Source organism: Snodgrassella sp. B3088 (genome assembly GCF_026535815.1).
In the GTDB taxonomy this organism is placed as follows: Bacteria; Pseudomonadota; Gammaproteobacteria; order Burkholderiales; family Neisseriaceae; genus Snodgrassella; species Snodgrassella alvi_E.
The window spans coordinates 1-26560 of sequence record NZ_JAFNPG010000004.1 but is presented as its reverse complement, the minus strand read 5'-3'; the positions used below and the strand labels follow the sequence as shown (position 1 = coordinate 26560).

Here is a 26560-nt window from a genome sequence, read left to right as displayed (position 1 = left end):
ATCGATATTTGTTCTTTGGCTTAGGCTTCAGCCATATCCAAAGCCTGCCGGATGTTAACTTCCACGATCCGTGAGACCCCTTTTTCCTGCATGGTAACGCCTACCAGTTGCTCGGCCATTTCCATGGTTAGCCGATTATGGGAAATATAAACAAACTGAGTTTGTGCGGACATTTGTTGTACCAGCTGACAGAAACGGCTTGTATTGGCATCGTCCAATGGCGCATCTACTTCATCCAGTAAACAGAATGGTGCCGGATTAAGGCTGAACAAAGCAAATACAAGGCTCATAGCCGTTAAAGCTTTTTCGCCACCAGAAAGCAGATGAATAGTGCTGTTTTTCTTGCCAGGCGGTCGCGCCATAATGGATACGCCCGCGCTGAGTAAGTCATCGCCAACCATATCCAAATGTGCTTCGCCCCCACCAAACAAGGTTGGGAAGTAGCTTTGTACTTTCTGATTGACTGCATCAAATGTGGTTTTAAAACGGGATTTTGTTTCTTCATCAATGGTACTGATGGCTTCTTCCAGTAATGCTATGGCGGCCTGAACATCAGCAGTTTGCTGCTGATAGTACTGAGCGCGTTCATGGGCTTCTTCCAATTCCTGTAATGCAGCCAGATTTACAGCGCCCAAAGCATTGATTTTCTGTGCAAGAGTAGCGATTTGCTCGCTTAGTTCCTTAGATTCTGTTTGGGTATGGGCAAATTGTTCTGCCAATGTATCTATATCGGCTTTATTCTGTTGAAGTGTTTCGTAAAAACGTTTGGCATTTAGTAAGGCTTCCTGCTGCTGGAGTAGGGCTTTTTGTGTGTCCGCCTGTAGTTGAGGTAAGCGGCTGTTTAGTGTGTGTTGTTGTTGCTGTGCCTGTTGTAACAGTTGCTGAAGCTCTTGCAACTGTTGCTGTGCATCGGCACAACGTTCACTGGCTACATTAATCTGTGCATTCAATTCTTCAGTTTGCAAAGTTTGTTCGTCTTCTACTTCTTCGTCAACAATACCAAGAGCCAGCTCGCTCTGGCGTTCTTGCCAACGTTCGGTCTCACGTGCAATCCGTTGGCGCTCCTGCGACGCACTCTGGATTCGCTGCTGTAGGCGCACAATGGCCATTTCAACCAGTCCTTGTTGCCTTCGTGCCTCTAGCAGCGCCAGCTGGCTTTGTTTGAGGGTTTGCTGTTGGTTCTGCTGGTTGGTCGTATGGCTTTCTAGCTGGGGACGCAATTGGTCTATAGCTAGCGTCAGATTATCGGCATCTGCTTGTGCCTGTTGCTGTATATGTTCGTATTGGGTTAATTCATTGATTATTTGGGCACATTCCTGCTGAATATGTTGCCGGCGAAGCTGCCCTTGGCTGGTACGTGCAATCAATTCTGTGGCCTGTGCTGAGGCAGCCTGCCAGCTTTGTTGTTGTTGTTTCAATTGATGCTGGCACTGTAATAGTTGAGCTTCTGTATTATCCAGATTTCGCTGTGCCAGCTGCATGGCTTCTTGTGCCTGTTGGCAGGGTTGTTCGATATCCACAAGGGCTTGTTGCAGTCCACGTAATTGCTGCTGCTGTTGCAATAAACTAGAGCCATTATCTTCAGCATATAAGGTAATGCTTATAGCATCTATGCAATGGCCTTCCGGAGTAACAATCAGTTGATGTGCCTCTAACTCCTTTTGCAGTAGTAAGGCTGCTTGCAGAGATTCAGCGCATATCACCTGCCGAAGCCAGAAATGCAATACTTCTTCAAAGGGTGATTCTACTTCAATATGCTGCAACAAGGCATCGCTGGCAACGGGTGATGTTTCGGATGGAGTGTTTAGATTGACCCATACCGAAGTGTGCTCAGTCTGGATATTGTCTAGCTGTAGCTGTTTACAGTAATGAGCCTGAATTTTATGACCCAGCGCTACACTGGTTGCATGCTGCCAGTGTGGTTCAACCTGCATATGCTGCCACAGCAAGGGAATATCAGTATGTTCTGACGCTGTCGTGTTGCTGTGCTCTGCTTTTGGCAACATTGCGGTAAGCGCTTCCACCTGAGCATTCAGTGTAAGTTGCTGTTTGTCCAACTGGCGATACTGTTGTTGAGCCAGTGCCAGTGCTTGCTGGGCATTGTCTCGCTGCTGCTCAAACTGCAGCAGGTTTTCCTCCAGTGTTGCTACTACCTGTTCCAGTTCAGATGCACTGTCCCGCGTTTTTTCCATCTCTTCTTCAGAGGGTAAGGCTAACTGCGCCAGCTCTGTTTCCAGCCGCTGCTGACGTTGTTGTAACTGCGTAATACTGCTGCTCGCATGCTGGTGTTGCTGTTGTTTAATTGCCAGTTCACGCTCCAGCCGCGCCAGCTCATTCTGTTGATTCTGGCGTGTGCGTTCACCCAGATGTGCCAGCTCTTCGAGCTCTGGCATACGTGCTTCATGCTCGGCAGCTTGCATAGCCCATTCTTCGCGCACTATTTGCTGTTCTTCCAATTCACTATTGGCTGATTCGAGCTGCTCCTGCTGTTGCCGGTCTTCTTCATGCAATCGTTGCAGTTCTGATTGAGCCTGTGCTTGTTCTCGCGCCATGCGCTGTTGCCAGTCACGCCGGTGACGGATCTGTTCTTCCAGACGCGCCCACTGTTCGCGCAGACCGGCGCGTTGCATTTCTGCTTCGCGTACCTGTTGCTGTTGCTGCTGTTCCTGTTCGCGCAATTGCTGTAGGTTTTCTTCAAGTGTCTCAAGATGCTGTTGAAGCGTTTCCTGAGCATTGTCATGCTGTTGATACATTGTAGTAGCATCATCAGCTTGAGCCAGTGCCTGTTGCCATTGGCTGTAATCAAATAAATCCTGTTTACCCGCTATCTGTTCTTTTAGTTCCTGATAGCGTTGTGCTGTATTTGCCTGTCGTTGTAATTTTTCTACCTGCCTGTCTAGCTCACTTTGTAAATCCGCCAGTCGTTGCAGGTGTTCGCGTGTGTCTGCCAGTCTGTTTTCTGTTTCGCGGCGGCGTTCCTTGTACTTGGAAACCCCTGCCGCTTCTTCAATATGCGCTCTAAGTTCTTCCGGCCTTGCTTCGATTATGCGTGAAATCATCCCTTGTTCTATCACTGCATAGCCACGAGCTCCAACCCCTGTACCTAAAAATAAATCTGTAATATCGCGTCGGCGTACTACTTGATTATTAATATAATAGGTAGACTCACCTTGCCTTGTGAGCTGGCGTTTTATTGCCACCTCACCATATTGTCCCCATGCACCCTGAAGCTGGCCGTCACTATTGTCAAATACCAGTTCCACGCTGGCGCGCGGGGCGGGGCGGCGGGTATTGGCACCATTAAAAATCACGTCTTGCATGCTTTCACCGCGCAGCTGTCTGGCCGATGCTTCGCCCAGCACCCAGCGTACGGCATCAATCACATTGCTTTTTCCACAACCATTTGGCCCGATTACAGCCACCAGCTTTCCTGGTACGGCAATCGTAGTGGGATCAACAAAAGATTTAAAACCGGAAAGTTTGATATGGGTTAGACGCATAGCAACAATAAAGCAGGCAAATAGCCACAAAATTGGCTATTTTAGCTGGTTTTAAACAAAAAGACAGTTTTAGTTACTTCAAATACCTGTTTATAATATTTTAATCAAAAATGCGATACCGTATTAGTTTTACGACTTTATACAGCCACGCTTATCCAAACCATCAATAATGGCACAATTAGGTGAATCATTACCTTTACAACGGTTATACCAGCTTTCCAATGTATCTTTCATATTATTCAAATCTGATATTTTTTTATTCAAGCGCTGGATATGTTCACCTACCAGAGATTTCACATCCGCACTGGCACGCAGTGGATCATTGCGTAAGGCCAGCAGCTCAGCAATCTGTGCCAGTGAAAAATCCACTTCACGTGCATGGCGGATAAAACTCAATGTAGCAATATCTACATCACTGTAATCGCGATAGCCATTACTTTGTCGCTGTGGCCGAATTAAGCCAGCGGCTTCGTAATCACGTATTGTTTTGCTAGACAAGCCGGATAATTTTTCTGCTGTACTGATATTCATAGCAAATTAATAAAATGGGTAAACCGGAATAAAACTTGACTTTATCACAGGGTTAAGGTTTAAGCTTTACTAAAATACTTTTTATAGACCCACTTTATATGGAGACAATCATGCAAATGGTTCAGTTTAAAATTGACGGAATGACGTGTGAAGGCTGTGCCAGAAGTGTTACTTCAGCACTACAAGGCAGCCCTGGCGTAGAAACCGTAGCCGTTAACTTTGCTACAGGTCTTGCCGATGTAGGCTTTAATGAAAGCCTTACCAATATTGATACCCTAAAAGCTGCGGTAGAAGCGGCCGGTTTTGATGTTGTTTAATTTTTAAATTCAGCGGTTGGGCAAATAAAGGTTAATACCATGGAAGAAAACTTGCTTACAAAAAGTTCTCAAACAACCTCAGCGCGTTTTGCCATTGAGGGTATGGATTGCCAGGCTTGTGCCAACCGCATAGAAAAAGTACTGCGTCGGCAGCAGGGTATACAGACTGCTGATGTTAATTTTGCCAGTGATGAATTACAAACCCGCTTTGACAGCAAGCTGCTGAGCACAGAAGATATTGTTCAAATGGTGGCTAAAACTGGTTTCAAAGCAACCCCTGCCAGTGAAAGCAGTTTCAATGCACTGGCCGAGGCTGATTCCAGTAAACATACCGGTATAGCGTGGCGGTTGGCCATAATCTGGCTCATTGCCATCCCCTTTATCATCGGCATGCTTGGCATGTTGATAGGGAAGCATTGGATGCTGCCGCCGCTGTGGCAGTTTATCCTTGCCACCATTATCCAGCTTGGCTTTGCTTGGCCATTTTACACCAGTGCCATCAAATCCTTGCAAGGCGGCGTGGCCAATATGGACGTACTGGTGTCCTTAGGTACTCTAGCCATCTGGTTGTACTCCAGCATTATGCTCTTTAACCATCAGAACCATGCCCACCAATATATCTATTTTGAAGCCAGTGTAATGGTGATAGCTTTTGTCTCACTGGGAAAATATCTTGAACAACGTACCAAAAAACAGAGTCTCAACAGCATGAGCTTGTTATTGCAGCTTACGCCGAAAATGGTACGCAAGCAGACAGAAAACGGCTGGCAAGAAGTTCCCTTAAGCCAGATACAAACGGGTGACATTCTACAAACCAATGCCGGTAATCGCATTGCTGCCGATGGCCTCGTGCACAGTGGTGAAGCGTGGTGTGACGAAAGTTATCTTACCGGCGAATCCAAACCCTTATTAAAACAAACCGGAGACAAAGTCCTTGCTGGTGCTCTTATCAGCAATGGCAGCATCACTTATCAGGCACAGACCCTAGGCAGCCAGACCCTGCTGGGCGACATGATGCAGGCGCTGGCACAAGCTCAAGGAAGCAAAGCACCAATTGCACGGCTGGCAGACAAAGTATCCATGGTATTTGTTCCTACTGTAGTTGCCATAGCTGTATTAACCTTTCTATTAAATTGGTGGCTGGGGAATGGTATCAACGAAGCTGTTACCCGCGGTGTGGCAGTATTGGTTATCGCTTGCCCATGTGCGCTGGGGCTGGCTACACCCGCAGCTATGATGGTGGGCATGGGGCGTTCTGCCCGCTATGGTGTCTGGTTTAAAGATGCCGCCGCACTCGAACGTACCAGTCAGGTAGACACCGTTGTGCTGGATAAAACCGGTACCTTAACCAGCGGCCAACCGCAAATAGTTGCGCAATGGCAGGCGCCAGAAAGTAAATACAGCCAACAAAAAATACTGCAACTGGCTGCAGCCGTAGAAGAGCTCACTACCCATCCACTGGCACAGGCCATCATAAAAGCAGCACAACAGCAACAATTAACCCCATTAACCGCTACCAACAGCCACAGCGATATCGGGCAGGGCACACTGGCACAGGTAGAAAATTATGGCACAATCAAAGTGGGCAATCCCACTTATTGCAGCTTTAACATCCCAGAAGAATTAAAACAACAAGAAATCTGGCGGATAGCCAGCATTGTAGTCGTAGCTATCAACGATAAACTAGAAGGTGCCTTTGCTATAGCCGATGCACTTAAAAAGGATACCGTTCAAGCTATTCAGCGCCTAAAACAACAACATATTGACATTTATATTATGAGCGGCGACCAGCACAGCGTCGTAGAATACATTGTTAAGCAGCTGGGTATCAATCATTATCATGCAGAAATGAATCCCCGCGCGAAAGCCGAAGCAGTTCGCCAACTTATGCAACAGGGAAATGTAGTAGCCATGGTAGGCGATGGTATAAACGATGCGCCCGCATTAGCTGCCGCCGATGTAAGCTTTGCCATGTATGGCGGTGCTGATGTAGCCACTAATACTGCTTCAGCTACGCTAATGCGCCACTCTGTTACACAGGTAGCCGATGCGCTGGCTTTAGCTCATGCTACCGTGCGCGTCGTCAAACAGAATCTGTTTTTTGCCTTTTTCTACAATATACTTGGCATTCCGCTAGCCGCTATCGGCTTGCTTAGCCCTGTGATTGCGGGTGCAGCCATGGCCATGAGTTCCATCTCGGTATTGCTAAATGCTTTACGCTTGAAAAAAAGCGGGCTGGAATAAATATTTTATTTATTGAGTAAAGTTATTTTCTAGCTTAACTCTATCTATATATTTTACATTCGCAATTCTGATTCCAGCTTAATTTTTCTTATTTTTCTAAGATTTTTGTGAAAATTTTTAAAAATATAACTAATTAGCACAATTTTCCAGTAGCGCTGCTATTTATGACATAACATCTTGTTGATATGTTTTTGGCATAAATATTTTTTTTCTAAACTAATCAATACTGAGATGATATAAAAGTAAATCAACAAAAGTACTCAATATTCTGCTAATCATACAATAATATAGCTTTTTTTATACCAAATAAGCATATCATTTTAGAATTAATTTCATTTTGATATTTATCACTAAATTTAATTTCATCTAGATAAATCCAAGCCAAAAATATCTTGGATTGAATTAGAATAGGATGAAAAATAAATCAGAAAAATACTGATTTTCGAATTTAGAATGTTACATAACCATAGAGGGGTAATCTGATGGCAAACTTACTGACAGAAAGTTGTTGCGGTGCTTCTGGGTTAATATTAGATCTTCTTTACGAAACTGCAAGTAATCATATCAAGTCCCAATCTCGTCTGTTAACTCCAGGCGAAATGAGTATGGTAACCTCTGTTTTTAAAAGTGCCATAGTATTATCACAAGTACGAGTTCGGGATGGCATCTTGCTGCCGCATCAAGGTAAATATGCGATCACACCATTTGGTGGAATATACTGGCCGCATGAATATTATTCAAGAGATTATTCCATAGAACCGATTAGAAGAAAACATTTTTTTATGCATGAAATGACCCATGTTTGGCAATATCAGATGGGCATGCAGGTAGCCTTGCGTGGCGCATTCAGTTTAATCGCAAATTACGAATATGGGTTGAAAGAAGGCAAACTATTATCTAATTACGGTATGGAGCAGCAGGCTTCCATTATTGCAGATTATTATGCTTTGAAAAATTATGGTTTTAATGTATGGAAAGAAATTACAAACGAAGAGTTTAAAGATAGTTATCCGAAAAGTATACAACTTGTACAAAAATACTGGCTTAAAATGTATGAAGATAATTTATGCTTATTTCTAAAAAATCCTAAAGATAAAAAAGCAATATTTGGATGAATCAGAATTTTTACCAAATAGAAAATGAAAATGATCATAAAATACAATTAGTAATGAATTTGTCTACCAGAATAAGATTTATCTTTGCAGTTTGATATTTTTAACCTATATTTCAATCATTAACTGTTAACTAGAAGGCTTTCAAGTCTATTTTTATTCGAAAATCAATAAGGAATAAAGTATGAAGAGGTTGATAACAAAATATCCATGCAGGGGATTAATTATGTTTCTAGTAATCCTGATTACAGGTTGTATAAGGCCTTATACCCCGGATATTGTATTAAAAAAAGATGGCCAACCTTGCATAAGTATCCCCTCGAATGAAGATTTTTTCCGTCGCCAAAAAGAATTTAATATTTTAGGCTTAGATGTCTATCAAACTGGAGTAGGGGAACTCTGGAGCAAAAATTTTTTAGATTCTAAAAATTATTATTATGTAAAGAACCAACAATGTTTATATTTCAATTATAAATTCCAGACTAATATTTTATATGATATTGGTTTTTTTTCTACAGAAAAAGGGGATGAAGAAAATAGAAAATCTACAAAGAAAGTGTGGATGAGGTATATGCGAATAATAAAAAAATCAGATGGAACGTTGCAATTATTATTAGACGAAGAGGCTCGTGATTATTCTTGATTTTGATTGAAGCTATACAGCACATTATCTGGATGATATTTATTAGGACACAAGGAGAATGAATAAAAATCTTTTTCGCATTTTGCCAATAGTCCTTACAATAACTTTGATAACAGGTTGCATATTGCACAACAATGTATTTTATACGCCCGAAATTGAATTAAAAAAGGATGGACAACCATGTATCAGTATACCCGCAAATGAAGATTTTTTCCGACGAAAAAAAGAATTTGATATTTCATATTTATATGTTTATCAAGTAGGAGTAGGAGAACTTTGGAGTAAAAATTATTTTCATTCTGCAAAACCCTATTATGTTCAAAATGATCAATGCCTGATTTTTAATTATCATTTTCAGAATAATATTCCCTACCATATAGGTTTTTTTTCAAATGAGAAAGGCAATGAAGAAAATAATAAATCTACTGATAAAGAATGGATGAGATATATGCAAATCATAAAAAAACCAGATGGAACGTTGCAATTATTATTAGACGCTGAGGCACGTGATTATTCTTGATTTTGGTTGAAGCAATATAGCACATTACCTGTATGAAATTCATAGGGACACAAGGAGAATGAATAAAAAACTTTTTCGAATTTTGCCAGTATTTCTTCCAGCAGCCTTGATAACAGGTTGCATATTGCATCGTAATGTATTTCATACGCCAGATATAGTATTAACAAAAGATGGCCAGCCCTGCATTAGTATTCCAGAGAATGAAGATTTTTTCAGGCAAATAAAAGAATTTCATATTTTAAATTCAGATGTCCATCAAGCTGGAGTGGGAGAACTCTGGAGCCAAGATTATTCAGATTCTGCAAAACTGTATTATGTCAAAAATCAGCAATGCATAAATTTTAATTTCCATTTTCAAACTAATATTCCGTATTCCATTGGTTTCACCTCTGAAGAAATGAAAAATAATAAATCGCAGAAATCAACACAGAAAGATTGGATAAGATATATGCGTATCATAAGAAATAAGGATAATTCACTACAATTATTACTTGATGAAAAAGCTCGGAATGATATTTGATTGTATTCAGGGAAAAGTAAGTTGTTTTTTATCCTAAAAATGTCTTTCCTGAATAAGCATTGTTTAACTCAAAGCCTTATACATAAATAAGGGACGGGAAAAAAAATAATGGCTCAGCTAAGCAATATTGTGGTTATAGCAAGTAGTGGCTAATGGGGCAGAACATAAACCAAACAGAGTAAAAGGAAAAGGGAATTTTAGTGAAAAAACCAATAGAAAGCGGAATTACATAGCTGTAGATGGCCGTGAAAGCGCGGTTATAGTTACGCAGGATCATCTTGCAATTATGGGTAAAGAAACTGGCTTTTTCAGCCTGTCTGAGGCGAGGACAGGGCAGAGTGTGGTGCCGATTGGGAAAATTGGTTGTATAACTAAAAATATCAGCAGAATCCTATACCATAGCGTGAACAGCTTATTGACATATCAATAATTAACCAGCAAAAAAACTTTGCTGCGTTCAATAGCGCAGCCAGCTTTGACAGGCTGATTAGTATGACAGACAACACCGCCAATAATTTTATTGAGCGGTTATTGTCTGAATCCCGTGCCAGTGGTGTGCTTTAAACAGTGAACCATGGCAAATAGGTTTTCTGCCTACGGTTCATACTGCCTGTCAGTCAATTTGTCTTATGCTTGTCAGTATGGAAGTAGGCTTTCTCAAAGTTATTATGAAAGGCTACCAACATGAAAGCAATTCAGCAGCTTATCCCATGCAGTGAATATCTGCTTCTGTCTTCCCTTCTTTCATCACAACCAGTTGCTCGGTATGCGGGTAAATTGAAAATCTATTGCGCTGTAAAAGGAACAGTAACAAGCCGCCAATCAGGTGAACACCACTTTCAAACCAGCAATCTTGGCGGAGGTGTACAATGACGCAGCAACAATATATCGACGCCAGCCTAAGCAATAGCCCCGCCTTACTGCTTGAACAGGCTAGTGAGCTGGCCATTATTCAAGACAAAACCCAAACCCCCGCAGAAAAAGCTCTTATGCTCAAACAGCATGAGCTAAGTACCATCATCGAATACTGCCAGAGCACCAGCCGCAACATCGATTTTCTTATCAGCACCCTCGGCCAGCTTCAGCTCGAACGCCAGCAAATCAACAGCCAGAGCCTGCTGGTAGACAATCAAAATATGCTGCAATTCGCAGGTATACTTAGCATCTTGCTTTCCAGCCTGAAAACCAGTATTAATAGCATTGAAAGCAGCTGCAAAATGATTACTAGTTCTTATTGCTGATAAATTTATAGTAACAATTAACACGCTTATCGCTTTCACGGCTATAAGCGTTTTTTGGTACATTACAGTGTTAATTTGCTTAGCTAAATATTGTCTACGGCAAAAAAAGAAAAGTTGATTTTTAGCAAGAACCATAAAAATTGGTTTACTGGGGGTATAGAAATATGAATGAAGATGATATTACAAAGTTAACCGATTATCCTTTAATCGAAAAATTGGCGCAGGCTCTCTGGCAGCGTGATAAATTTGGACACGGAGTAGCGATTATGGTGGGCGCAGGTTTTAGTCGTTGCGCAGCTACCACTTACGATACTGATAAAAAACTACCTATTTGGCGAGATTTAGCCCAAAAACTGGCTGATGAATTGGGTGAAAGTGAGCATACCGACGCATTACGACTGGCGCAAATGTATCAAGATTATTTTGGGAAAGCGAGACTATATGATTTGTTAAAAAATGCAGTGGAAGATGAAATATGGGAGCCTGCTGAACTTTATGAACAATTATTATCTATGCCATGGTCAGAAGTTTTAACAACCAACTGGGATACTTTGCTGGAACGAGGGGCTAAAAATATACACGAACCCATATACGATATTGCGAGTAAACAAGAAGATATGGCTAGCTGTCATTCGCCCCGTATTGTTAAATTGCATGGCACAATTAATGTAAGCAGTGATTTGATATTCACGCAGGAAGATTATCGTTGTTATCCGAAAAAATATGGCATTTTCGTTAATTTTGTCCGGCAGGTATTTGTTGAAAATGAATTGTGTTTAATCGGCTTTTCCGGTGATGACCCGAACTTTTTACAATGGATTGGTTGGGTAAGAGATAATCTCCAATCTAATGCTCGTCGTATTTATCTGGTTGGTGCATTAAATCTTTCAGCAGCTAAAAGAAAATATTTAGAAAGCCTTAATGTGGCGCCTATCGATTTACATGGTTTAGTTGCTGATTTTGATGATAAAAATTTGCAACATAAAACAGTTATAAAATTATTTCTGAAAAAATTAGAAGAATTTAAATCGGAATATACATGGGATTGGAAACCAGCAGAGATAAATTCACATATAAATCTTTATAATTTATTCAATGAATCTACTAAAAAATTGGAAAGCGAGCAACAAATTCAAAATATATTACTCCCGCTTTTGAAGAAAGACAGAAAGTCATATCCGAACTGGTTGGTATGCCCATTTGAAAAGCGTTGGGGTATTATAAAAAATTTAGATACGTTGTCTATATTAGTTTATGAAATAAATAATATTAACAAAGAACTGCGTGATAAATTATTATATGAAATATTCTGGTTATACCAAGTAAGTTCTAAACCATTAGATGAAGAATATATAGATTTATTTTTAAGAATTTTTGATTCAGAGCAACTTTGCAAATTAACAATTAAGCAACAATTAGAAATTGCATTGTTTCTGCTTAAATATTCCAGATGGGCAGATAAAGATTCGAAATTACATAAAGATTTAGAAAAAATAAGCGCAAGGTTAAACAATAACATCCATAATTGGCCAGAATTGAAAACAGAATTGGCTTATCATCAGGCAATAGTTGCGCTTGATAAAATGGATTATTATATGATTGAAAAACAATTAGATAAAATATCTGAACTAGATCCAATCTGGAAACTTAGGAAAGCTTATTTATTAGTTGAACTAGCGGAATATCAAAAAAGTGCTAATCTGGTTAAGCAAGCAGTTTATGAATTATCTATAGGTTATCGTAATAATAAAAATTCAATATATTTTCTTTCCAGATTTGCTTGGGCTAAATACTTAGAGAGAATAATAAATTTTATTTTATACGATGAATATGTGAAAGTTTATGAGCAGAAGTTTACAATAAAGAAATGCAACCCCTATGATTTTCTGTTGTCGCTTGACAATGAAATTACTGACCATCTTGAAGAACAAAACAAAGAACAAAGGCAAACTAAAAAAACTCCTGCATTTGAATCTGGCCATTATATAGATAATTCAAATACAGTTTCAATTGCAACTAGCTTAAAAATTACTCCTTTTGCAACAGAAGTCTGGTTCGATTACCTCTGTAATACAGTTGGTTTACCATTTCGGTGGAAAAATTTTAATTTACTGAGTAAAGAAGCTTTTAAATTTTCGGAAATTTCTGAACTAGATAAACTCACGCGAATTGGTTTTATTGTTCGTTCAGTAAAAGATGAAAAAGCTAATGAAATTAATTCTATTTTAAGTCGTAACAAGATTGCACAAATGGATAGAAAAGAAGTGGATATATTGCTTGATTGTTTTCAAAAAGCAGTAAAGTATTGGTTGAATAAAGCACTCTCTAATAAAATTAAAGAAAATCAAAATGAAATAGAAATTCGTTTATCCATATATTTAGAATTTTTAGCAAGAATACAAATTCGAAATTCGATTAATAAAGCTAAAGAAACATTCAAATTGGCAATGGAAATCGGTTCTAAAGGAGTTAAAAAAACTAGAATTTTTAAATCTTTAAGCCATTTAATTTTGTATTCACTGCAATCCATACCTAAAAATAAGCACAGTGAGTTTTTGGTAGATATATTAAATTTTCCATTGGTAGATAATAATGATTATCCTAATGTAATTATATATTATCCGGGTACGCGCGATGGAAATATAAAGATTACTTATTTGATAAAAAATCTGATTAATACACTTGCAATTAAAAAAATTTCTTCTGAAACTGGGCAAAACATTTTATGCCGTTTGTTTCCATTAATTGAAAATAATTTCATAACTAAAGAGGAAAGAAAAGAATTAGTTGAAATTATATGTGGAAAAAATTTCGATTTTCAACATTTACCTAGTTCATATAAAAATCAATATATATATGTGAGCGTTTTACTGGCTTTATGTCCAGATAATAATCTGAATATAATTAAAAAATTAATAGCCGATAATATTTATTCATCACTTGAAAAAAATGATTTTAATGGTCAAAAATTAGCAATTATAAAAAATTTAGCTTTAAGGCCACTGAATAATATTTTGCCTACTCCAGAGCAAGCTGTTGATTATTTCGATAAGCTAGTTAGTTGGCGCTTTTCAGAGTCTAAAGACTTTAAATACTATCTAGATGATTATCATATAGAAAAAAATATTGCTAAATTTATTGGTTCGGTACTTTATACGGCAATAGTTCCAATGCTTCCTGATGAGGCTAAGAATCAAAGTCGATTTAATGCACTTTGTAAATATCTTTCAGAGGTAAAATTTGATGCGGCCGTTGTCGCATTAATACCCTTTGTTTTACATAATGGTGCTTGGAACGGAGAAGTTCAGAGAATAATTCGCAGTGGTCTAAGAAGTGAGAATATTCAATCAATTAGTTATTCTGCTAAGGCAATTTATGAATGGGGACGTGGGCTTAAATCAGATAAAAGTGTTATTCGGCCATTCATTGAAAAATTAATTTATATGATTGAACTAGGTTATTTTTTGGGATTAGTCGCTGTTTTAGCAATGGTTAATAAGATGCTTAATGACAATTGGTTAACTGCTAATGATATAAATAATTTAATTGAAAATTTACCAGAGTTATTTGAGAAAGCAGACTATATGAATTATGAAGAAGAAAATGAAGATGTAATCGTACTTTCAAATATACGAGCAGAATGTGTCAAATTAGCACGTGATATTCTGAAACAAAGAAATGAACCAATCCCAGCTTTACAAAATATTTTGGATAAAGCTAAAAACGATGCATTGCCAGAAGTTCGATTTGCGGAACAAGATGAATATTGTAAATAAATATCTTTTATGCATATTTATTTCAATGGTTAAGATTAATATTTTATAAAAATAAGGTTGCTCCATATTATATGCCAGCAACCTTGTTCTTTATTACTTACAACAACACTCGTTCAATTCCCCCATTGCTGGCTTTTTGCACAAATTCATCCTGCCAGTTTTCGCCTAGTATGTGTTTGGCCATTTCTATCACGACATAATCGGCTTTGATATTGGCATCGTCGGTATATCTGCTAAGCCCTTGCAGGCAGGCGGGGCAACTGGTGAGTATTTTTACTGGTTCGCCTTGAGGCAATTTGGCTTTGCCTTTTTCGATTTCTTCCAGTTTGCGGAAACGTACTTGTGTGGCGATATCGGGGCGGTTGACGGCAAACATGCCGGATTCACCGCAGCAGCGGTCGGACAAGGGTACGTTTTGTCCCATCAGTTCGTTAACTACTTTGATTGGCTGGGTGGTTTTGATAGGGGTATGGCAAGGGTCGTGATACAGGTATTGCTGACCTTTGATGCCATCGAGTTTCAGCCCTTTTTCCAACAAGTATTCGTGGATATCTAGTACGCGGCAGCCGGGGAAAATTTTGTCGAAATGGTAATCGCTGAGCTGGTCGTAGCAGGTGCCGCAGCTTACGACTACGGTTTTGATATCGAGATAGTTGAGGGTATTGGCCACGCGGTGGAAGAGGACGCGGTTGTCCATGGTGATTTTGTCACCTTTGTCTTTGTTGCCGCCGGCGGTCTGCGGATAGCCGCAACACAGGTAACCCGGAGGCAGTACGGTTTGTACGCCTACATGCCATAACATGGCTTGTGTGGCTAAGCCTATCTGGCTGAACAGGCGTTCGGAGCCGCAGCCGGGGAAGTAGAAAACGGCTTCGGTTTCTTCGCTTACTTGTGGGTTGCGAATAATTGGTACGGTGGTGCTGTCTTCGATATTAAGCAGGGCACGCGCTGTTTTAATCGGTACGTGGCGCGGCAGTGGCCGATTTATAAAATGAACAACTTGTTCGCGGATTTCGGGTTTGGCGGTGGTGGCACGCGGGGCGGTTTTCTGGCGTTTGAGCCAGCCTAGGCTGAAGTGTTTGCCCATTTCGTAGCCCCAGTTTTGCAGTCTAAAGCCGGTTTTGATTACGCCTGCGCGCAGGGCTTTGATGGTTCTGGGGTCTGTGGCGTTAAGAAAGGCCATGCCCATGTAGACAGTGGGGTTGAATTTTTTTTTGCCAGCTTTGCGCAGGTAGTTGCGCATGGCAACGGTTACGTCGCCAAAGTCGATTTTTACGGGGCACGGTTTGATGCAGCGGTGGCAGACGGTGCAATGGTCGGCTACGCTGTTGAGTTCATCAAAGTGTTTTAGAGAAACGCCGCGGCGGGTCTGTTCTTCGTACAGGAATGCCTCGGTAAGGAGTCCGACGCCAAGGATTTTGTTGCGCGGGGAGTAAAGCAGGTTGGCGCGCGGTACGTGGGTGCTGCACACGGGTTTGCATTTGCCGCAGCGCAGGCAGTCTTTGATAGAATGGGCAATTTGGCCGAGTTCGGACTGCTCCATGATTAGGGATTCTACGCCGAGCAATTCGAATGATGGGGTATAGGCTTTGTCGAGGTTGGCGCCGGGCATCAGTTTGCCACGGTTAAAGTGGCCATGTGGGTCTACTTGTTTTTTGTAGTCCCAGTAAGGCTGCATTTCGGCTGTGGTGAGGTAGTCGATTTTGGTGATGCCGATGCCGTGTTCGCCGGAAATTACGCCGTTAAGGCTGCGAGCCAGTGCCATGATGCGGTCTACGGCCTGATGCGCAGTTTGCAGCATGTCGTAGTCGTCGGAGTTTACTGGTATGTTGGTGTGGACGTTGCCGTCTCCGGCATGCATGTGCAGGGCAACGAATACGCGGCCGCGAATGATGTGGCGGTGGATTTCGTCGAGTTTTTCCAGTATGAGGGTGTCGGTTTTGCCGCTGAAGATTTCTGCCAGTGGCTGCATGATGTCGCGTTTAACGGAAACACGCAGGTGAAAGTCGCGCATGGCGATAAAGCAGCTTTGGTCTGAGACAGGTTCGTCGTTTTCGAGTTTCTGCGGAAATTGTTGCAGGTAGTCTGTCAGTGGGGCATCGAGATGGTTTAGCAGCCATGTCCAGCGACTCTGGATGCTGGTGACGTAATCCAGTGCATGTTGTTTACGTGAACCGAGCAATTCGGCGCTGGACAGGTCGGTGTCGAGTTTGTCTACGGGCAGTTTGGTTTGCAGGTAGTCGATGATGGCGGCGCACAAGGCCAGTTTGTTCTGGATGGACAGTTCGATGTTGATGCGTTCGATGCCGTCGGAGTAGCTGCCGAGCTGTTCTAATGGGATAACAACGTCTTCGTTGATTTTGAAGGCGTTGGTATGGCGGGCAATGGCGGCAGTGCGGGAGCGGTCGAGCCAGAATGTTTTGCGCGCTTCAGGGGTGACGGCGATAAAGCCTTCGCCACAGCGGGCATTGGCCAGCCGCACGATGTGGGCAGCGGCGGCTTGTACTTCGTTTTCATCGTCGGAGACGATGTCGGCCAGTAATACCATTTTCGGGCGGCCTTTGCCGGCTGCCTTGGTGGCGTAGCCAACGGCGCGGACGTAGCGCCAGTCGAGATGCTCCAGCCCCGCGAGTTTGACGGTTTTGTGGTTGAGCATGTAGTTGCGCACCTCGACGATGGAGGGGGTAGCGTTGGCTACGGTGCCAAAGAATTCCATGCACACGGTGCGGGTATATTTGGGCATGCGATGCAGGACGAAGGCGGCTGAGGTGATGATGCCGTCGGTGCCTTCTTTTTGTACGCCGGGTACGCCTGCAAGAAATTTGTCGGTAACGTCTTTACCGAGTCCGACTTTGCGGAATCGCTGGCCGGGCACTTCGAGGCGCTCGGTTTTGATGATGGAATAGCCATCGTTATCAAGGGTGTGGATGTCGAAGATGGCGGTGGTTTCGTCGTGGATTTTGCCGAAGTTGTGGCGCACGCGTTCGATTTTCAGCCACTGGCCTTGGGGGTTAACCATTTTCCACCATGCGAGGTTGTCAAGGGTGGTGCCCCATAATACGGCTTTTTTTCCGCCGGCGTTCATGGCTACGTTGCCGCCGATACAGCAGGCATCGGCTGAGGTGGGGTCGACGGCAAATACCCAGCCGGCTGCTGTGGCGGCTTCTTCTATACGGCGGGTAACGACGCCAGCACCACAGGTGATAACGGGGTGGGTGCCTTCGAGTCCAGGTAATGCTTGTAAGGCTACAGGGCTGTACTGGTCGAGTTTTTCTGTGTTGATAACGGCGCTCATGGCGTCCATGGGGATGGCACCGCCGGTGTAGCCGGTACCGCCGCCGCGCGGGATAATGGTTAGTTCAAGCTCTATCAGGGCGCGAACCAGCGGGGCAACTTCTTTTTCGTGGTCTGGGTTGATGACAACGAAAGGGTATTCGATGCGCCAGTCGGTGGCATCGGTAACGTGTGTCACGCGTGCCAGACCATCAAACATGATGTTGTCTTTATGAGTGATTTTGCGCAGACGGTTAAATACTTGTTCGCGTTTGCTGCGGGTTTTGCCGAAGCTGCTGTCAAAATCGTTGATGGCCTGTTCGGTGCTCTCTATGAGCTGGGCAACCTGCTGGTTGTTATCGCGCCGTTTTTGAATTTCGTTTAGGCGGTGATGCATTTCTTTGACCAGTGCCTGTTGACGGTGCTGATGTTCGAGTAAGTCGTCGATAAGGTAGGGGTTGCGAATTACTGCCCAGATGTCACCCAGTATTTCAAACAGCATGCGTGCAGAGCGACCTGTGCGTCTTTGTTCGCGCAGTTGTTGCAATAATTCCCACGACTGGCTACCTAGAAGACGGATAACTATTTCTCGGTCTGAAAAGGAGGTGTAGTTATAGGGAATTTCGCGTATGCGCTGATTGGTCTGTGTGCTCATTAAATGTGTTCCGTTCCGCTCTGCTGGCGTTAAATTAATGAATCTGTAAACGGGTTATTTTAACTGATTTACGCTGTATTTCGTATTTTTGTCTGCTGACAATTTAGGTGAAAACGAAATGTGTGGCAATGGAAAAATCTGACGGTGTAATGGGATTTTGTTTCATGTATAAGTTGTCAGTCTGGTTTGCTATGGTATTGTTTTTATATATTTTCAGCTTATAAACAATATTATTGTTGTTTATTTGTCGTATTTTGATTTTATTATTTTTTGAAATTTCTGATATTTTGTCATTTCATTAAAAAGCCCTTTAATTTGAATTAAAGGGCTTTGGCATTTATTGGTTTTGCACAGGAGGTAGCTGTGTGACCGGTTTTTGATAGGCTGGGTGATAGGGGCCATAAAGAATACCATCTGTCCTGCCGGCAGAAAGCAGGTTTGCTTCAACATTTCCGGCTAGGTCAAAAGCAGTGTCTTTTACTTTGTCTTTAATCTGAGATATTAAAGCAGATGTGACTGCGCTTAGAAAACCCTGATTTCCGTTATCATTGGAGTTAACGGTAATTTTTTTTGCACCTGTCCAAATGATATCACCGGTTTTGGCATCAACTAATTTAGCTGAAACGCTTACTGTAGTAGTGCTGTTGATCACTTGATATTTGGTACCGTAATCATCTATATCCATATATAGGATAGCATCTGGATTATAGACTTGACGAATTTTCTTCAAATCAACAGCCTGTATTTCTGCACCGTCATTTAATCCGTTTTCTTTAAATGTCTCATTGACCAAAACGACTGGAAATACATAGTAGCCAGATTCTGCCAATGGTCTGGTTGATTGAGCTAAGACAGCATTGGGTGCTTTTACTTCTACTGATGAGCTAGTTGGCTGTACTATCAGTATAGAACGGGGGTTAGTGCGCTGAAATTTGCTGTAATCGTAGGGCTGTTTCTGTGCAGTGGTGCCACATGCTGAAAGTATGGTGGCTACAGACAAGGGTAATAATAGTTTGATTAGTCGCATTATGATTTTACTCCGGCTACATTTTTGAGCAGAAAGTTCATGTAGGCGGTTGATTCAGGAAACGCTTGTTTTTCCATTTCAAACTGAGTCTTGGCTCCGGCTAAATTACCTACTTTGGCATAAAGCATGCCCAAATGTGCATGGGTACCGGGGGCAGCTTTAGCCTGATTGCTTTGTGCATCAAGGAAATATTTTTCCATGTTGGCTATTTGTTCCTGAGGAGTCAGGGCATTATTAAGGGTCTGATATTGCTGTTTGTTGAAATCTCCCCAGTAATAAAGTGTGCGAGCTGGCTGATTGTTCTGAGCACACGCAGCCAATAACAAGGCAGCTATGGCCGTTGTTAAGATATGTTTCATTTTTGTTTTACCTAATATTTATATTTAAGGTTGAGGATTCCATTGTCCTTTATCTATACCGCGTACTAGATTATTAACTGCTTCGCGAATAGCCAGATCCAAAACTTTTCCATTTAATGTGGCGTCGTAGCCTGCATGGCCACCGGTACCAAGTATTTCTCGTGAAGAAAGTTTGAATTCACCAGCACCTTGACTTGAGAAGACAATTTCGGAGGATTGAACGTCTACGATGCTCAGTGTAACTTTGGCATAGGCTACTTGTGTTTTACCCTGTCCTAGTATGCCAAATAGTTGCTGATCACCAATATTTCTGCGACCGAATTCAGTTATGGCTCCAGTTACTACGTAGCGCGCACCCTTAATTTTCTGATTCATTCCTTTGAAATTTGCTTCGTTTTTGATTTCATCCATGTTGCCACGGTCAAGAACTGAAAAACGTCCGGTTTGCTGCAAATCTGCCATTAAGATGGTTTTAGCCTGGCTGGTCAATTGGTCTGTACTGTTACTGAAAATGCCCCCGCCCATATTGCCACGGCTATCAAATTTACCCACTGCCAATGGAGCTTTTATACCATTGTATGCCTGCTGATAGGTTTCTATTTTAGGTACATTTAAAACTTGTGAGCTTTCGGTGGCACAGGCTGATAATAAAAATGCGCTTAATAAGGTTAAATAAAATTTATTCATGGTTATTTATGTTAAATTAATTTGGGCAAAGTATATAGAGACTGTTTTTTTATGTCAAAATTATATTAGTTGAAATCTGAAGTAAATTTTATTACTAGATTTCTCTATTAATTTTAGTATCAGAATTTTTCCTGTGGGCTCAGGTAGCGCCATTGGCCGGGGGGAAGGGCACCAAGTTTGATTCTGCCCATGCGGACGCGTTTTAGTCCAATCACTTTCAGGCCCACAAGTTCACACATGCGTCGTATCTGGCGTTTTTTACCTTGTTTCAAGATAAATTTCAATTGATCCTGATTCTGCCAGTTTACTTTGGCCGGCCGCAATTTTTCACCATCCAAACTAAGACCGTGGTTCAGTAGTGCCAAGCCTTTATCATCTAAACGCCCGCTGACGCGTACTAAATATTCTTTTTCTATGCCACTGTTTTCACCTATTAGCTGTTTGGCAATTCGCCCATCCTGAGTGAGGACAAGTAATCCAACAGAGTCGATGTCCAGCCGGCCGGCCGGTGCCAAATGGCGTGTATGGGTAGCCTGAAAGTGAATGGGGCTTTTGTCTTCCAGCCAATGATTGGTTTCGGTAATCAGTTCGACGGCTGCTCGATAGCCTTTTTCAGGTTGCGCACTAACATAGCCAACAGGCTTATTTAAGAGGATGGTGACGCGTTCGGCTTGTTGGCGGTGTGCCTGCCGGTTGAGGTCGATGCGGTCTGAGTCTAGTACTTTCTGTCCGAGTACAGCTGTAACGCCATTGACTTTTACCCAGCCCTGTTCAATATAGCTGTCAGCTTCACGGCGTGAGCATAAGCCCAATTGTGCCATGCGTTTGGACAGACGTTGTACTTCGTACTGTTCGGTTGTCATGCTTTGTGCTCTTTATTTCGATTAGAACCGGCTACCATGTCCAGCAGGAATAGGCGGCAATCCAGATTGCCATTGAAAAGCGGAATCTTGCGTTTGGGCGACAGGCGCATTAGTTTGGGCATATCTCGATCGGCACTGAACATACCAATCAGCCAGCCGGCAAAATGTTGTTTCAACCAGCTTCCCATTTGAGGGTATAAAGCGTGTAGTAACTGGATTTCAGACAAGCGCACACCGTAGGGGGGATTGCTGAGCATAATACCGTTGGTACCATTGGGGCGGGTATCCAGCGCATCGGCAGTCTGCCACTGGATATACTGTTCTACTTCGGCATAACGAGCATTATTTTGAGCTAGTACAATCAGTTTCCCCTCAATATCTGCACCAGAAATCGGTGCTTGGGGCTGGCATTTTGCGGATAATGCGTTACGGCGCAGCAGCTGCCATAAGTTGGCATCGTAATTGAGCAGATGTTCAAATCCGAAAGCACGCTCTAGGCCGGGGGCGCTGTTGCTGGCTATCAATGCTGCTTCTATGGCGAGGGTGCCGCTGCCGCAGAATGGATCCATAAAAGGCTGACTGCCGTTGTAGCCTGCCAATAACAGCAGTCCAGCGGCCAGATTTTCGCGTAATGGTGCTTCTCCAGTGTCGCTGCGGTAGCCGCGTTTGAATAAGGCTTCACCACTAGTATCCAGATAAATGGATAGTTCGTTTTTTTCGATAAAAACATGAATGCGAATATCAGGCTGAAATTTTTCCACGCTGGGTCGACTGCCGTTTTGCTCGCGAAAAACGTCGCAAAGGGCGTCTTTTACTTTGAGGGCAGCAAAGTTCAGGCTGTTGATTTGCGCCTGTTTGCCTTCGATATGTATTTTGAAGGTTTTTTTAACGTCAAACCATTTGGTCCAGTCGACTTTTTTTGCTTGTTGGTAAATATCGTTTTCGTTGCGAAAATGGCCGCTACTAAGGCGAATGAGTACACGGCTGGCTACGCGACTATGCAGATTGATGCAGTAGACTGTGGCTAAATCGCCGTTAACGGCTACACCGCCATCGCGAGGGTGAATCTGTTCGCAGCCCAGCTTCACCAGTTCCTGATTTAATATGGTTTCCAGTCCGCGCGGGCAGCTTACAAATAAAGAATAAGAATTCATGCAATACTTTATAAAGAAAAAATGATTATGCTTGTTTTGATCAAGCATGTCTGAATGGTGTGATTGTAATATTGAAGTCATGTATTGACTATGGTTTAAACAGGCTGATACGCAAATTTGAGTGATTAAGTGTGAAACTGTATAGTGAATAAAGCCAATTGGTTTGCTGCAAAACAAAAGCACGATCGTGCTGATTTTAGGCTGGTTGAGCTGTGTGAATTTTCACAAGTATATGGATAGTGTACCTAAAGTAATTAAAATTTATTACGAAATCCAGATAATATGATATTTAAATATAAAATTATTCGAGTAATAAATTAAAATTTCGTTTACTGATTGATTGAATGAATCAATACATTGATACATTTATAAGCATGCCTTCTATCCATTTTCCTAAGCTATAAACTTTGGATACTTAATTTGAAATATTGTGGTACTTGTTTTGATTCAGTATTTTCTCTTACCGGATTAGATACATATTTGAAAATAAAATTTTGATAATACTTATAATTTTGGTAACAATCTTCAATTAGTCTTTACCAGAACTTAAAGGGATTAGTCCGATTGAAGGGTGTTTTATAAAATGAGGTTTTTAGTTGTTATAAATGCTGATAGCTTTTTTCGTGATTAATCAGCCATTGTTTGCGTTCTAATCCACCGCTATATCCGGTTAACTGGCCGTTGGAACCAATTACTCTGTGGCAAGGAATGATGATGGCAATCCGATTCAAGCCATTTGCATTGGCTACTGCTCTGACTGCATTAGGATGGTTTAGTTTTTCGGCTTGCTGTTTGTAAGTATATAGTTCGCCAAAGGGGATGGTTTGTAAACATGCCCAAACGGATTGCTGAAATGGTGTCCCCGAGGTATGCAGGGCGACGGTAAAATTTTTTCTTTTTCCTTGAAAGTATTGCTCAATTTCTGCTCTGGCTTGTTGGATATGATTATTTACGCCAAATATGATTGTTCCATTTAGTAATTTTTGTAATTGCTGAAACTCCGTCTCTAACATTCGCCGGTCTACAAATTCCAGCAGACAAATACCTTGCTGCGTGGCGCATATAAACATTGGGCCTATGGGTGTGGATAAACGGTTAATCAGGATAATATTGTTTTCAGCATGGTTGGAGGGGGCATTTTGAACAAATTTTTTATATGTATAGCCAAAACCACTAAGTGATTCATAACCATGGTCGAATGCTGTATCCGTTATTTTTTTGCCGCTTTTCAATTCTTGATAAGCTTGATTGATTCTGTACATACGTTGATAGGTCTGATAAGTAATGCCGTAATTTTTTTTGAACCAACGCCTAACGATTTCCGGACTGATATGATGCTCTCTTAGTACCGAGTCGGATATCTTTATCTTGGGATTTTGGCTAATCATTTTGATTGCTTTGAATATTTGCTCAGGCGCTTCATCTGCATTTTCGGTAGGCCGGCAGATTTTACATGGCCTATAACCCGCATTCAGGGCTTCTTTTACGCTTTGATAAAATACGGTATTTTCAAATTTCGGTTTTCTCGCTCTGCAAGTAGAAATACAAAATATTGAAGTTGTTTTCACCCCTACAAAGAAAATACCAACATATGCGGGATCTTTTGCAAGTAAAGCCTGATAGTATTTCTGAATAATGTTTTTGTCTGTTATGGGCATGTTTTAGCTACCTGGATTTTTCTGACTTAGTTTTTGTGGCTTTGCTGGGCAATCGATAATGTGTTGATTATTAAATCTGATGAAATGATGTTAATGAAAAATTTGTATCAGTCACAACCGAAAATTTGATGACTATTTAAATACGAAGAATAATATTGCTGCTAGCTTGGGAGCTGGTAAATGAATTTCGATGAAAATCTTTCATCAAAAATAATTAAAATATAAAAAGAAACTGAGATGCGTTAGATTAATTTATTGTCGAATTTTCAGTTAATAGAATAGTTATGAATTTGAATTTCATAAATATTTTTGTGAAGTGTTAATATCAACAATAAGTTTAATTTTTCTAATCTTTATATAAATTATTTCGATTAATTGATTTACAGGCAAATTCGTTCTAATTGTTCAATTTCCGATTGATACCGATTTTCTTGAATTTTATTGAAACCAGAAAGTTTATCAAAAAAATATAATGCATGTTCAGACATGGCTTTTATAAAATATTTTTTATTTATTAAAACTTCAACTTTCAAATTACTATTAACACTAACCAGTACATCATTTCCTATCGGTTTTAGTTTTATTTCAATTGGTTGGCTCTCGAAATGTATTTTAAATTCGTTATTGTTTTTTATCTGCTCCAATCCTTCAACTAAATTAGCCCATAGTTTATCAATATAATCACACATATTATATTTCAATAAAATAACACGGTTTATATTCAGATGTATGCTGCCCTCAATATTATTTACATCTTTAATATCATAATGATATGCTAAAAAATTCATAAATTGATCATGACCTATTTTTATAAAAGTATTTATTTCAATCACTATTAATTCCCTTTTTGGATTTGGTAAAAATTGTTTTATATAAAGTTTGTAAATCTTAGCATATACTTTTCAATTCAATATTATAAATTTCTATGATTTATTTTTTGATTATTAAGATTTCTCAAAAGATCATTTATAGACGTTTCAGAAATAAAAGAAGCTCTTTTTGGTTTATGCAGATACAAATTAAACCCACCCAGCAGTCCAATCGGGNTCTGCCTATATCCGGGTCATAATACCTGAAAGTATTGTAATGTAAGCCCGTTTCTCTGTCTAAATACTGTCCCTGATACCTCAGGTTCTGTTGTATCTGGCTGTGTTCGATTTCCTGTATCGGCTTGCCCCACAGCTGATAACTGCACGCCCATACAATGTGACCGTCTTCATCAGTAAGTTCTTCCGAGGCGCCATTAACATCGGTGTGGTAGTACAGCACTTTTGTTTTGTATTGAGAATTTTTATCGATGCTTACCAAAAACTTGGAAAACTAAATCTATATAGATATTTATTTTATAGAGAAATTTTGGACTATTTTCTTTTATTAATCTTAGCAGTCTACATTTAGTAAGTCGTTTTAAAATTATCGCTACAGTTTATTAATTTAGTTATTTATATGAAATATATTCACATTCTATTTCGTTGAAATCATAATCTATTCGAATTTGAAATGATAAGTTGTGGGGAATAATTCTTATTTCATCAGAAATTAATTTATCAAAATCATATTCTTCAGCAATCTCATTCATGACAATATATGCTCCACAATACTTCCATTCTGTATCAATCAATAAATAAAAAAACTGATTATTCATTTTCGATTGAATAAAAGCAATGACTTCTTTATAAGAGCAATTATATTTTTTTTTACTCCAAAAAATTTTTTTGCAATTAATTTTGTCAATCAAAATATCAGTTTCTTCTAAACTAAGAAAATTGTTAATAACAACGTCTTTATTTGTAAATTTGCTAATTTTGCTAAAATAACTGTCTTTATATATTTTTCCTTGCGCCTTTCTATATAATAATTCACGTTTATTATGAAGTAATTGGCGCTTATTTTCAGAAAATTTCATTTACATTTTTCCTTTACTATTACATATATTACTTGATTTCAAATAGTATGCTTTACCTTTTCCATTACGCAATTGAGGTCTTTTATACCTATTATGTATAGGTTCTCCTCTATCATTCATTTTAACCTGTCCTGCTTCCCAGTGCGGTTTACCTGGATGGCTTATATCCATCGTTTGTTCTTGGACAGAAGATATTGTCATTCCACCACCTATTCTTTTGGATGTCATATAACTATATTCTCGTCCTGACTTATTTTTTGATTGGCTAATTGGTTGCTGACTTGTGGGAATACCTACTTGCCTCATAGCATCACGTCGCGCTGCACGCGATGAATTAAAAGGGTTATCTTCGGTACCTATTTGTTTTCCGTTCCAACCCCACGGATCAATCCACATCAACCCATTCGGCGCATACTGATACAGATTAAACCCACCCAACAACCCAATCGGATCCGGCTGCGTAAATCTACCTATATCTGGGTCATAGTACCTAAAAGTATTGTAATGTAAGCCCGTTTCTCTGTCTAAATACTGGCCTTGATACCTCAGGTTCTGTTGTATCTGGCTGTGTTCG

At 40.7% G+C, this 26560-nt stretch carries 22 protein-coding genes; 9 read left to right on the top strand and 13 right to left on the bottom strand.

Translation table 11 applies throughout. From position 1 onward, the window contains the following. Positions 1 to 20 precede the first annotated feature (20 nt). Both smc and J3U75_RS03305 read right to left on the bottom strand, forming a co-directional pair. Complete coding sequence (gene smc, locus J3U75_RS03310; protein ID WP_267390516.1) at positions 21 to 3500, bottom strand: chromosome segregation protein SMC; 3480 nt, start codon at positions 3498 to 3500, stop codon at positions 21 to 23. A 129-nt stretch (positions 3501 to 3629) separates the two neighbouring features. Continuing rightward, the gene (locus J3U75_RS03305) at positions 3630 to 4031 is read right to left on the bottom strand and encodes a MerR family DNA-binding protein (protein ID WP_267390515.1); all 402 of its coding nucleotides are present in this window, start codon (positions 4029 to 4031) and stop codon (positions 3630 to 3632) included. A 110-nt stretch (positions 4032 to 4141) separates the two neighbouring features. Here J3U75_RS03305 and J3U75_RS03300 point away from each other — a divergent pair, with 110 nt between their 5' ends. The 9 genes from J3U75_RS03300 to J3U75_RS03260 all read left to right on the top strand — a co-directional run bounded on the left by J3U75_RS03300 (position 4142) and on the right by J3U75_RS03260 (position 14404). Further along, the gene (locus J3U75_RS03300; protein WP_100151661.1) at positions 4142 to 4348 is read left to right on the top strand and encodes a heavy-metal-associated domain-containing protein; all 207 of its coding nucleotides are present in this window, start codon (positions 4142 to 4144) and stop codon (positions 4346 to 4348) included. Between the two features lie 39 nt (positions 4349 to 4387). Then, positions 4388 to 6592 carry a heavy metal translocating P-type ATPase gene (locus J3U75_RS03295; protein ID WP_267390514.1) on the top strand — a complete coding sequence of 735 codons (2205 nt, stop codon included), beginning with the start codon at positions 4388 to 4390 and terminating at the stop codon, positions 6590 to 6592. Between the two features lie 482 nt (positions 6593 to 7074). Continuing rightward, entirely contained in the window at positions 7075 to 7707 is a 633-nt protein-coding gene (locus J3U75_RS03290; RefSeq protein WP_267390513.1) for a hypothetical protein, read from the top strand. A gap of 181 nt (positions 7708 to 7888) precedes the next feature. Beyond that, on the top strand, positions 7889 to 8347 hold the full coding sequence (locus tag J3U75_RS03285; RefSeq protein WP_267390512.1) for a putative T6SS immunity periplasmic lipoprotein: 459 nt from the start codon (positions 7889 to 7891) through the stop codon (positions 8345 to 8347). A 58-nt stretch (positions 8348 to 8405) separates the two neighbouring features. After that, a complete protein-coding gene (locus J3U75_RS03280; RefSeq protein ID WP_267390511.1) occupies positions 8406 to 8867 on the top strand; it encodes a putative T6SS immunity periplasmic lipoprotein in 462 nt (153 codons plus the stop codon). 58 nt (positions 8868 to 8925) lie between these two features. Beyond that, positions 8926 to 9387, top strand: a complete 462-nt coding sequence (locus J3U75_RS03275) for a putative T6SS immunity periplasmic lipoprotein (protein ID WP_267390510.1) — start codon at positions 8926 to 8928, stop codon at positions 9385 to 9387. Between the two features lie 684 nt (positions 9388 to 10071). Beyond that, positions 10072 to 10260, top strand: coding sequence for a hypothetical protein (locus tag J3U75_RS03270; RefSeq protein ID WP_267390509.1), 189 nt, complete (start codon positions 10072 to 10074; stop codon positions 10258 to 10260). Next, complete coding sequence (locus J3U75_RS03265; protein ID WP_267390508.1) at positions 10257 to 10628, top strand: hypothetical protein; 372 nt, start codon at positions 10257 to 10259, stop codon at positions 10626 to 10628. The genes J3U75_RS03270 and J3U75_RS03265 overlap by 4 nt, the downstream gene beginning before the upstream one ends. A 164-nt stretch (positions 10629 to 10792) precedes the next feature. Continuing rightward, positions 10793 to 14404, top strand: coding sequence for an SIR2 family protein (locus tag J3U75_RS03260; protein ID WP_267390507.1), 3612 nt, complete (start codon positions 10793 to 10795; stop codon positions 14402 to 14404). A gap of 97 nt (positions 14405 to 14501) precedes the next feature. Here J3U75_RS03260 and J3U75_RS03255 read toward each other — a convergent pair whose 3' ends face one another. From J3U75_RS03255 to J3U75_RS03205, 11 genes are all read right to left on the bottom strand, one after another. Next, entirely contained in the window at positions 14502 to 18332 is a 3831-nt protein-coding gene (locus J3U75_RS03255; protein WP_267390506.1) for a DUF3683 domain-containing protein, read from the bottom strand. Between the two features lie 337 nt (positions 18333 to 18669). After that, positions 18670 to 19359, bottom strand: a complete 690-nt coding sequence (locus J3U75_RS03250) for a DUF799 domain-containing protein (protein WP_267390505.1) — start codon at positions 19357 to 19359, stop codon at positions 18670 to 18672. Further along, complete coding sequence (locus tag J3U75_RS03245; RefSeq protein ID WP_100151644.1) at positions 19359 to 19718, bottom strand: DUF4810 domain-containing protein; 360 nt, start codon at positions 19716 to 19718, stop codon at positions 19359 to 19361. Before J3U75_RS03245 ends, J3U75_RS03250 begins: the two co-directional genes overlap by 1 nt. A 24-nt stretch (positions 19719 to 19742) precedes the next feature. After that, entirely contained in the window at positions 19743 to 20405 is a 663-nt protein-coding gene (locus J3U75_RS03240) for a CsgG/HfaB family protein (RefSeq protein ID WP_267390504.1), read from the bottom strand. Between the two features lie 119 nt (positions 20406 to 20524). Further along, on the bottom strand, positions 20525 to 21268 hold the full coding sequence (locus J3U75_RS03235; protein ID WP_267390503.1) for a pseudouridine synthase: 744 nt from the start codon (positions 21266 to 21268) through the stop codon (positions 20525 to 20527). Continuing rightward, positions 21265 to 22422: a THUMP domain-containing class I SAM-dependent RNA methyltransferase gene (locus tag J3U75_RS03230; protein WP_267390502.1), complete on the bottom strand. Its 1158-nt coding sequence runs from the start codon at positions 22420 to 22422 to the stop codon at positions 21265 to 21267. The genes J3U75_RS03235 and J3U75_RS03230 overlap by 4 nt, the downstream gene beginning before the upstream one ends. 599 nt (positions 22423 to 23021) lie before the next feature. Further along, positions 23022 to 24080, bottom strand: a complete 1059-nt coding sequence (locus tag J3U75_RS03225) for a bifunctional transcriptional activator/DNA repair enzyme AdaA (protein ID WP_267390501.1) — start codon at positions 24078 to 24080, stop codon at positions 23022 to 23024. A 380-nt stretch (positions 24081 to 24460) separates the two neighbouring features. Further along, complete coding sequence (locus J3U75_RS03220; protein WP_267390500.1) at positions 24461 to 24913, bottom strand: hypothetical protein; 453 nt, start codon at positions 24911 to 24913, stop codon at positions 24461 to 24463. A gap of 133 nt (positions 24914 to 25046) precedes the next feature. Further along, positions 25047 to 25349 carry an RHS repeat domain-containing protein gene (locus J3U75_RS11385; protein WP_416384689.1) on the bottom strand — a complete coding sequence of 101 codons (303 nt, stop codon included), beginning with the start codon at positions 25347 to 25349 and terminating at the stop codon, positions 25047 to 25049. Positions 25350 to 25518: 169 nt separating this feature from the next. Further along, complete coding sequence (locus J3U75_RS03210) at positions 25519 to 25986, bottom strand: hypothetical protein (protein ID WP_267390499.1); 468 nt, start codon at positions 25984 to 25986, stop codon at positions 25519 to 25521. Continuing rightward, positions 25987 to 26560 (bottom strand): RHS repeat-associated core domain-containing protein (locus J3U75_RS03205; protein WP_267390498.1); only part of this gene is annotated, 574 nt, incomplete at its 5' end. It lies immediately after the preceding gene.